General features: G+C 72.4%; 6 protein-coding genes and 1 pseudogene. 1 reads left to right on the top strand and 6 read right to left on the bottom strand.

The annotated features are described in order from the left end of the window. Positions 1-174 precede the first annotated feature (174 nt). Positions 175-2,457, bottom strand: a complete 2,283-nt coding sequence (locus ACFW9D_RS35485) for a bifunctional salicylyl-CoA 5-hydroxylase/oxidoreductase (RefSeq protein WP_384629116.1) — start codon at positions 2,455-2,457, stop codon at positions 175-177. Between the two features lie 8 nt (positions 2,458-2,465). Further along, positions 2,466-3,296 carry an enoyl-CoA hydratase family protein gene (locus ACFW9D_RS35480; protein WP_188336363.1) on the bottom strand — a complete coding sequence of 277 codons (831 nt, stop codon included), beginning with the start codon at positions 3,294-3,296 and terminating at the stop codon, positions 2,466-2,468. 401 nt (positions 3,297-3,697) lie between these two features. Here ACFW9D_RS35480 and ACFW9D_RS35475 point away from each other — a divergent pair, with 401 nt between their 5' ends. Then, positions 3,698-4,123: an ATP-binding protein gene (locus ACFW9D_RS35475; protein ID WP_188341254.1), complete on the top strand. Its 426-nt coding sequence runs from the start codon at positions 3,698-3,700 to the stop codon at positions 4,121-4,123. Positions 4,124-4,138: 15 nt separating this feature from the next. Here the strand turns inward: ACFW9D_RS35475 and ACFW9D_RS35470 are convergent, their stop codons facing one another. The 4 genes and pseudogenes from ACFW9D_RS35470 to ACFW9D_RS35455 all read right to left on the bottom strand — a co-directional run. Continuing rightward, positions 4,139-5,569: an amino acid permease gene (locus ACFW9D_RS35470; protein WP_384629114.1), complete on the bottom strand. Its 1,431-nt coding sequence runs from the start codon at positions 5,567-5,569 to the stop codon at positions 4,139-4,141. A 176-nt stretch (positions 5,570-5,745) separates the two neighbouring features. Beyond that, complete coding sequence (gene argF / locus ACFW9D_RS35465; protein ID WP_384629112.1) at positions 5,746-6,753, bottom strand: ornithine carbamoyltransferase; 1,008 nt, start codon at positions 6,751-6,753, stop codon at positions 5,746-5,748. A gap of 100 nt (positions 6,754-6,853) precedes the next feature. Beyond that, positions 6,854-8,083 carry an arginine deiminase gene (locus tag ACFW9D_RS35460; protein WP_384629110.1) on the bottom strand — a complete coding sequence of 410 codons (1,230 nt, stop codon included), beginning with the start codon at positions 8,081-8,083 and terminating at the stop codon, positions 6,854-6,856. Positions 8,084-8,323: 240 nt separating this feature from the next. Continuing rightward, positions 8,324-8,920 (bottom strand): annotated as a pseudogene (locus ACFW9D_RS35455) (polynucleotide kinase-phosphatase); the annotation flags it as partial. Between the last annotated feature and the right edge of the window lie 161 nt (positions 8,921-9,081).

The raw sequence follows: 9,081 nt of genomic DNA, 5'->3' as shown, positions 1-9,081 counted from the left end.
GATGCGCACTGCGTGCGCGATCTCCATAGGGGCGGCGCCCCATCGGGGAAATGCGACGCGAAGCGTCTGCATTTCAGGGGCGCGGGGAACTGCGCGACCAGCCCCCACCGGGCCGCGGACGAACGACGGCCGCGCGTGGCACGCACCCAAAGGGGCGCGGCCAGCGACGAGGCGTCAGCCGGGCAGGACCAGGCGGGGCTTGGGCGCGTCCAGGCGGCCCGTCTGGGGGCGCCGACTACCGGCACGGTACGGGGCGGGCCACACCGCGCCGGGCCCCGCATACCCCTGCTCCGCGGCAGCGTGCAGCGTCCAGTGCGGGTCGTACAGATGCGGCCGCCCCAGCGCGCACAGATCCGTCCGCCCCGCGAGGACCAGCGAGTTCACGTCGTCCCAGGAGGAGATCGCCCCGACGGCGATGACGGGAACGCCCGCCTCGTTGCGGATGCGGTCCGCGTAGGGCACCTGGTAGGAGCGCCCGTACGCGGGGCGTTCCTCCGCGACGACCTGCCCCGTGGAGACGTCGATCGCGTCGGCCCCGTGCGCGGCGAAGGCCCGCGCGACGGCGACGGCGTCGTCCCCGTCGAGTCCCCCTTCGGCCCAGTCCGTCGCGGAGATCCGGACGGTCATGGGACGGTCCTCGGGCCAGACCTCGCGCACCGCGTCGAAGACCTCCAGCGGGAACTTCAGCCGGGCCTCCGGGGAACCTCCGTAGGCGTCCGTGCGCCGGTTCGTGAGTGGCGACAGGAAGCTCGACAGCAGGTAGCCGTGGGCGCAGTGGAGTTCGAGGAGGTCGAATCCGGCACGGGCGGCGCGCCGGGCGGCGGCGGTGAACTCCTCCCGGATCGCGGCGAGTTCGGGGAGGGACAGTTCGCGCGGGAGCTGGTTGTCCGGCTTGTAGCGCAGGGCGGAGGGGGCCACCACGGGCCAGTTGGCGTCCGGGTCGGGCAGGGGCTCGTCCATGCCCTCCCACATGAGGCGGGTGGAGCCCTTGCGTCCGGAGTGGCCGAGCTGGAGGCCGATCCCGGTGCCGGGCGACTGCGCGTGCACGAAGTCGGCGATCCGGGTCCAGGCGCCGGCCTGTTCGTCGGTGTAGAGGCCCGCGCAGCCGGGGGTGATGCGGCCCTCGGGGCTGACGCACACCATCTCCGTCATGACGAGCCCCGCGCCGCCGAGCGCCCGCGCGCCGAGGTGGACGAGGTGGAAGTCGCCGGGGACGCCGTCGACCGCCGAGTACATGTCCATGGGCGAGACGACGACCCGGTTGCGCAGTGCGAGGCCGCGCAGCCGGAAGGGGGTGAACATCGGGGGCGTGCCCTCGGGGCAGCCGAACTCGCGCTCGACGGACTCGGTGAAGCCGGGGTCGCGCAGCCGCAGGTTGTCGTGCGTGACGCGGCGGCTGCGGGTGAGCAGGTTGAAGGCGAACTGGCGCGGCGGCTGGTCGAGATAGCGGCCGAGCTCCTCGAACCAGGCGAGGCTGGCCCGCGCCGCACGCTGCGTGGAGGCGACGACGGGCCGCCGCTCGGCCTCGTACTCCTTCAGGGCCGCCTCGGTCGTGGGGTGTTCGTGGAGACAGGCGGCGAGGGCGAGCGCGTCCTCGACGGCGAGCTTGGTGCCGGAGCCGATGGAGAAGTGCGCGGTGTGCGCGGCGTCGCCGATGAGGACGACGTTGCCGTGCGACCAGCGGTCGTTGACGACGGTGCGGAAGGTGAGCCAGGCGGAGTTGTTGGAGGTCAGGCCGCGGCCGCCGAGCGCGTCCGCGAAGATCTTGGCGCAGGTGTCGATGGAATCGCGTACGTCGGCGTCCGCGAACCCGGCGGCTCGCCACACCTCCTCGCGCATCTCGACGATGACGGTGGAGCGCTCCGCGTCGAAGGGGTAGCCGTGCAGTTGCATCACGCCGTGCCCGGTCTCCGCGATCTCGAAGCGGAAGGCGTCGAAGGCGAAGTCGGCGGCGAGCCAGATGTAGCGGTTGCGGTGCTCCTCGATGTGCGGTCCGAACGCGTCGGCGTGGGCGGCGCGGGTGCGGCTGTTCACCCCGTCGGCGGCGACGACCAGGTCGTACGAGGCGCTGAGCTCGGCGGCCGGGGGTGCCTCGGTGCGGAAGCGGAGGTCGACGCCGAGCCCGCGGCAGCGGCTCTGCAGGATCTCCAGGAGGCGGCGCCGGCCGAGTGCGGCGAAGCCGTGGCCGCCGGACGTGTGCCGGAGGCCGCGGTGCACGATGTCGATGTCGTCCCAGCGCACGAACTCGTCCTGGAGCGCCGCGTACACGGCGGGGTCGGCGTGCTCGATGCCGCCGAGGGTCTCGTCGGACAGGACGACACCGAAGCCGAAGGTGTCGTCCGGTGCGTTGCGCTCCCAGACCGTGATCTCGCGGCCGGGGTCGAGGCGCTTGAGGAGGGCGGCCGCGTACAGGCCGCCGGGGCCGCCGCCGATCACGGCGATGCGCTGAGCGGGCACGGCCGCGCTCACCTCCCCTGCCACTTCGGCGGGCGCTTCTCGGTGAAGGACGCGTGGAACTCGGCGTAGTCCTCGCCGTTCATCAGCAGCGCCTGCGTCGCGGCGTCCAGCTCGACGGACGCCGCGAGCGGCATGTCGAGCTCGGAGGTGAGCAGTGCCTTGGTCTGCGCGTACGCGAGCGCGGGGCCCTCGGCGAGGCGCTGGGCGAGGGCCTGGGCGGCCGTGTCGGCGTCGCCCTCCTCGGTGAGCTGGCTGATCAGGCCGATCCGCTCGGCCTCGGGGGCGCGCACGAGATCGCCGAGCATGAGCAGCCGGGTGGCGTGGCCGAGGCCGACGACGCGGGGCAGCAGGTAGGCGGCGCCCATGTCGCCGCCGGACAGTCCGACCTTCGTGAACAGGAAGGCGAAGCGGGTGCTGGGGTCGGCGACGCGGAAGTCGGCGGCGAGCGCGAGGACGGCTCCGGCGCCCGCGGCGACCCCGTGCAGGGCGGCGACCACGGGGAACGGGGCTTCGCGCAGGGCGCGCACGACCTGGCCCGTCATCCGGTTGAAGTCCAGGAGCTGGGCGGTGTCCATGCCGAGCGTGGCGCCGATGATCTCGTCGACGTCGCCGCCGGAGCAGAATCCGCGGCCCTCTCCGGCCAGGACGAGGACGCGTACGGACTTCTCGCGGGACAGCTCGGCGAGCAGGTCGCGCAGGTCGGCGTAGGCGCCGAAGGTGAGCGCGTTGAGCTTCTCGGGCCGGGCGAGGGTGACCGTGGCGACGCCGTGCGCGTCCACGGCGTAGTCCAGGTGGCGCCACTTCTCGGTGCGGGGGGCGGATCCGGTGAAGGGACTCATGCGCGTGCGGCCTCCTACGGCGGGGTTCCCGGCGGCTCCTCTCCTCGAAGTTATCACCGCTTCGTGACTGCCGTCACGAGTGCGCGATAGAACGGCGGGGCGCTGGGCATGATGAGAGTGCCGGGCCCCGCACCGCACGGGCGACGGCCCGGGGACGAAGGGCCCGGGAGACCGCCGCCAGGAGACCCTGGCGCACACGCCGTACCATTCATACGGTCGAAAGCAGGACAGTCACCCCGAGCCGCCCGGCAGCTCGGCCGCCGGACCGGTGGAACAGCCGCCGAACCGGCAGAGACGAGCCGACCGAGAGAACGAGCCGCCCGCCCCGCAGACCCCAGCCCGAGTCGCCAGCCCCGAGACCCCCGCCCTCAGGACCCGCCTTGCCCAGTCCTTCCACCCCCATGTCGTGGCGTATCGCCCTGCCGCACACGGCTGCCGCCGTACCGGTCGCGCGCGCCCTCGTCCGTACCGCCCTGGGGGACATCGAGCCGCCGGGCGCCGACACGGACACCGCCGAGCTGCTGACGGCGGAGCTGGTGGCGAACGCGGTGGAGCACACCACGGGGGACGCGCCGATCGAGCTGGTCGTGGAGCTCCTGGAGACCGGCTGTCAGGTGGAGGTGCACGATCCGGACCCGGCGCCGCCCTCGGACCTCACGAACCCGGACGACGCCGAGGAGCCGGACCCCTGGCAGGAGCACGGGCGGGGCCTGCTGCTGATCCGGACGCTGTCGGCCTCGTGCGGGCACCGCCCCACCGATTCCGGCAAGGCGGTGTGGTTCACGCTCCCCGCGGTGCCGCGCCAGCGCCCCGCCTCCGAGGACTAGCGCCTTTCTTTCGAATCAGGCTGCCTGTGCCGGTGCGGCCCCGAGCCGGGAGTTGCGGCGCCCGTAGAACGCGTAGACGAGCGCGCCGACGACGAGGAACACGGCGAACTGGACCCACGTCGTCCAGCCCGTCCCCCAGATCAGGTACATGCAGAAGCCGACGCCCAGGACCGGGCTGAGCGGGTACAGCGGCACCCGGAACGAGCGCTTCAGGTCGGGGCGCGAGCGGCGCAGCGCGACGACCGCGATGTTGACGACGACCATGGTGGCGAGGGTGCCGATGGTCGTGAGGTTCACGACGACGTCGAGCGAGGAGAACGCGGCCGGCACCGCGAAGACCGACGCCACGATCAGCGTGCCGCGCACCGGCGTGGAGGTCTTCGGCGACACGCGCTCGAACACGCGCGGGATCAGCCCGTCGCGGGACATCGACATCAGGATGCGGGTCTGCCCGTACATCACGGCGAGGACGACGGACGCGATGGCGACGACCGCGCCGAAGGCGACGATGCCGCCGCCGACCGTGGAGTCGGTGACCTGGTCGACCACGAGGGAGAGCGCGGCGGGCTTGTCGCCGACGGCGTCGGCGCCGAGCGCGCCGATGGCCGCGACGGCGACCGCGCAGTACAGCAGCGTGACGAGCCCGATGCAGATCACGATCGCGAGCGGGATGTTCCGCCGCGGGTTCTTGACCTCCTCGCCGGCGGTGGTGACGGCGTCGAAGCCGATGTACGAGAAGAAGGCCAGCGAAGCGCCCGAGGTGATGCCGCCGGCGCCCTCCTTCAGGAACGGCGTGAGGTTGCCGTCCCGGAAGGCGCTGAAGGCGATCGCGCAGAAGGCCAGCAGGATGCCGATCTTGAGGACGGCCATGAAGGCCGTGGCGCGGGCGCTCTCGCGGATGCCGCGCACGAGGAGAGCGGCCGCCATCGCCATGACGACGACGGCGGGCAGGTTGATCACGCCGCCGTCGGCGGGTCCCGCGGACAGCGCGGTGGGCAGCTGGGCGCCGAACACACTGTCGAGCAGTTCGTTGAGGTACTGGCTCCAGCCGACGGCGACGGCCGACACGGAGATGCCGTACTCCAGGAGCAGGCACCAGCCGACGAGGAACGCGACGCGCTCGCCGAGGGCGGCGTAGGCGAAGGAGTACGAGGAGCCGGAGACGGGGATCGCGCCGCCCAGCTCGGCGAAGGAGAACGCCGTGAAGACGCAGGTGATCGCGGCGAGGACGAAGGAGACGATCACGGCGGGTCCGGCCTCGGCGACCGTGTCGGACAGGCCGACGAAGATGCCGGTGCCGACGATCGCGCCGACGCCGAAGCACACGAGCTGGAACAGCCCCATGGTGCGCTTGAGGCCGTGGCCTTCCAGGTCGGCGCCCGATTCGGCGATGAGGGTCTCGGGCGACTTGATGCGCGGGCCGGTGGGGGTCGGCGACGGCGGCATGGGGTGGTGCTCTTTTCTGGTGGTGCGGGCGCGGCGGGGTGGGCCGCATGCCGGTGGGGCCGGAGAGGTGGTCCGGCCCCATCAGGGTGAACGGTTGCTGGTGTTCTACGGGGGTTCGGGCTGCCGTACGAAGGTGCGGGCTGTCCTGCCCGGGGGTGCGGGCGCTCCCGGTGGGCTCAGGCGCCCGGGGCGCGGCCGAGGGTGGCGACCATGACGGCCTTGATGGTGTGCATCCGGTTCTCCGCCTCGTCGAAGACGACGGAGTGCTCGGACTCGAAGACCTCGTCGGTGACCTCGAGGGACTCCAGGCCGTACTTCTCGTGGATCTCGCGCCCGACCTTGGTGCCGAGGTCGTGGAAGGCGGGGAGGCAGTGCAGGAACTTCACGTCGGCGGTAGCCGTGGCGCGCAGGACGTCCATCGTGACGGCGTACGGGGTGAGGGCCTTGATGCGCTCGTCCCAGATCTCCGCGGGCTCGCCCATCGACACCCACACGTCGGTGACGACGAAGTCGGCGCCGAGTACGCCCTCTTCGACCGTCTCGGTGAGGGTGATCCGCGCGCCGCTGGCCGCCGCGAGCTCACGGGCCTTCGCGACGATCTCCTCGGCCGGCCAGTAGGCCTTCGGCGCGACGATCCGCACGTCCATGCCGAGGAGGGCGCCGGTGACCAGGTACGAGTTCCCCATGTTGAACCGGGCGTCGCCCAGGTACGCGAAGGCGATGTCCGTGAGCGGCTTGGCGCTGTGCTCGGTCATGGTGAGCACGTCGGCGAGCATCTGGGTGGGGTGCCAGTCGTCCGTCAGGCCGTTGTAGACCGGCACGCCCGCGTGGGCCGCGAGCGTCTCGACGGTCTCCTGGGCGTCGCCCCGGAACTCGATCGCGTCGAACATCCGGCCGAGGACCCGCGCGGTGTCCTTGCTGGACTCCTTCTTGCCGATGTGGGAGCCGCTCGGGTCGATGTACGTCGTCGAGGCGCCCTGGTCGGCGGCCGCCACCTCGAAGGAGCAGCGGGTGCGGGTGGAGGGCTTCTCGAAGATCAGGGCGATGTTCCTGCCCTTGAGGTACTGGGTCTCCGTCCCCGCCTTCTTGGCGGCCTTGAGCTCGGCGGCCAGCTCCACCAGACCGCGGAACTCCTCGGCGGTGAAGTCCAGCTCCTTGAGGAAGTGGCGGCCGGTGAGATTCATGGGGGTGCTCCTGGCAGGCTGAGGGACGGCATCACAACACTGGAAGTCTATACGATGTTCCACATTTATATACAGGCCCCCGGCCCCGGTGCGGCCGCCGTCAGCCGGACACCGGGTCCCGCTCCACCGGGCAGCTCATGCAGCGCGGGCCGCCCCGCCCGCGGCCGAGCTCGCTGCCGGGGATCTCGATCACCTCGATGCCCTGCTTGCGCAGGAAGGTGTTCGTGGTCGCGTTGCGCTCGTACGCGACGACGACGCCGGGCTCGACGGCCAGCACGTTGCACCCGTCGTCCCATTGCTCGCGCTCGGCGGCGTGCACGTCCTGGGTCGCCGTGAGCACCCGGATCTCGTTCAGCCCGAGCGCGGCGGCGATCGCCCGGTGCATGTGCTCCGGCGGATGGTCGGTGACCTTCAGCTCCCGCGCCGAGGTGCCCGGTTCGATCGTGTAGGAGCGCAGCATGCCGAGCCCCGCGTACTGCGTGAACGTGTCGCCGTCGACCATCGTCATGACCGTGTCCAGGTGCATGAACGCCCGCCGCTTGGGCATGTCGAGCGCCACGATGGTGCGGGCCGAACCGGCCTCGAACAGCTTGTGCGCGAGCATCTCCACGGCCTGCGGGGTCGTGCGCTCGCTCATGCCGATGAGGACGGCGCCCTCGCCGATGACGAGGACGTCGCCGCCCTCGATCGTCGACGGGTAGTCGGCCTGCCCCTGCGACCACAGCCGGAAGTCCTCGTCCCGGAAGAGCGGGTGGTGGCGGTAGATCGCCTCGAAGTGGACGGTCTCGCGCTGCCGTGCGGGCAGCCGCATCGCGTTGATGGACACCCCGTCGTAGATCCACGCGGAGGTGTCGCGGGTGAACAGGTGGTTGGGCAGTGGCCGGAGCAGGAAGTCGTCCAGCTCCATCGCGTGGAAGCGCACGGAGGTCGGCTCCGGGTGCGCCTCGAGGAACTCGCGCTTGGTCATGCCGCCGATCAGCGCGGTCGCCAGCTCCTGCTCCGGCAGCGTCTCGAAGGCGGCCCGCAGATGGTCGGTGGCCAGCGGCCCGTACTCCTTCTCGTCGAAGACGCGGTCCAGGACGAGGGCGCGGGCGGGGGCGACGCCCAGCGTCTCGGTGAGCAGGTCACCGAAGAGGTGCACGGTGACACCGCGGTCGCGCAGCACGTCGGCGAAGCCGTCGTGTTCCTGACGTGCCCTGCGTACCCAGAGCACGTCGTCGAAGAGCAGCTGGTCCTTGTTGCTCGGCGTCAGTCGCTTCAGCTCCAGATCGGGCCGGTGCAAGATGACGCGGCGCAGCCGCCCGGCCTCGGAGTCGACGTGGAATCCCATGGGGCCATCTTTCCCCCGCGGGGGCCGCTCGCGCGCGGGTTGTGGACGCTCGGTTCCGGTGGGGCACGGCGGCACAGCGGCCGCGCCCCTGAGATGCCACCCGAGGGGTGTGCGTCCCAGGGGCGCGGGGCGTGTCGATCAGCGGCTCCGCCGCGGGGCGCGAGAAGCCTCAACGGGCCGCGCTCGCCCGGCGGGCGCACCCGGCGGACGAGCAGGCGCGCCATCGGGCCCCGGCTCCCGTCACAGCCGGGGGTCGACCGGCTCCGACTCCAGGGCCAGCACCCCGAACACCGCCTCGTGCACCCGCCACAGCGGCTCACCCTCGGCCAGTCGCTCGACGGCCTCGAGCCCCAGCGCGTACTCCCGGATCGCCAGCGACCGCTTGTGCCCGAGGAACCGCTGCCGCAGCTTCGCGAGGTTCTCCGGCCGCGTGTACTCGGGCCCGTAGATGATCCGGAGGTACTCGCGGCCGCGGCACTTGATGCCGGGCTGCACGAGCCGCCCCTTCCCGTCACGGACGAGCGCCTCGACCGGCTTCACGACCATGCCCTCGCCGCCGCGTCCGGTCATCTCCAGCCACCAGTCGACCCCGGCCCGCACGGATGCGGAGTCCCCGGTGTCGACGAACAGCCGCCGCGTCGTCTGCAGCAGTCCCGTCCCGTCGTGCTCGACGACCCGGTCGATGAGCGCGAGCTGCTCGTCGTGCGGCAGCCCGGCCAGCGACCGGCCGCGCACGGCGAGGATCTGGAACGGGGCGAACCGCACCCCGTCGAGGCCGTCCGTGGTCCAGCAGTAACGCCGGTACGCGTCGGTGAACGCGGCCGCGTGGACGGCGCGGCCGCGCGGGCGCGGCCCCCCGGGGGCCCCCGCGCCCCCCCCCCGCCGCGCCCCTCCCCCCCTCGCTGTCGCGCCCGGGCGGGCTCGGCCCGGGCCCCGTCAGCACCCTGACGGCCCACAGCGCCGCCCCGGAGGGCGCCTCCGGCGCGGTCCGCGTCCAC

Origin of the sequence: Streptomyces sp. NPDC059524, assembly GCF_042749255.1 — a bacterium.
GTDB lineage: Bacteria > Actinomycetota > Actinomycetes > Streptomycetales > Streptomycetaceae > Streptomyces > Streptomyces xanthii.
The sequence above is the reverse complement of the archived record's forward strand: the minus strand, read 5'-3'. Positions and strand labels throughout refer to the sequence as shown.

Bases quoted from the DNA above. Each gene is read 5' to 3' on its own strand.
- ACFW9D_RS35480 (WP_188336363.1), bottom strand. From the start codon at position 3,296: ATGAGTCCCTTCACCGGATCCGCCCCCCGCACCGAGAAGTGGCGCCAC.
- ACFW9D_RS35475 (WP_188341254.1), top strand. From the start codon at position 3,698: ATGTCGTGGCGTATCGCCCTGCCGCACACGGCTGCCGCCGTACCGGTC.
- ACFW9D_RS35470 (WP_384629114.1), bottom strand. From the start codon at position 5,569: ATGCCGCCGTCGCCGACCCCCACCGGCCCGCGCATCAAGTCGCCCGAG.
- argF (WP_384629112.1), bottom strand. From the start codon at position 6,753: ATGAATCTCACCGGCCGCCACTTCCTCAAGGAGCTGGACTTCACCGCC.
- ACFW9D_RS35460 (WP_384629110.1), bottom strand. From the start codon at position 8,083: ATGGGATTCCACGTCGACTCCGAGGCCGGGCGGCTGCGCCGCGTCATC.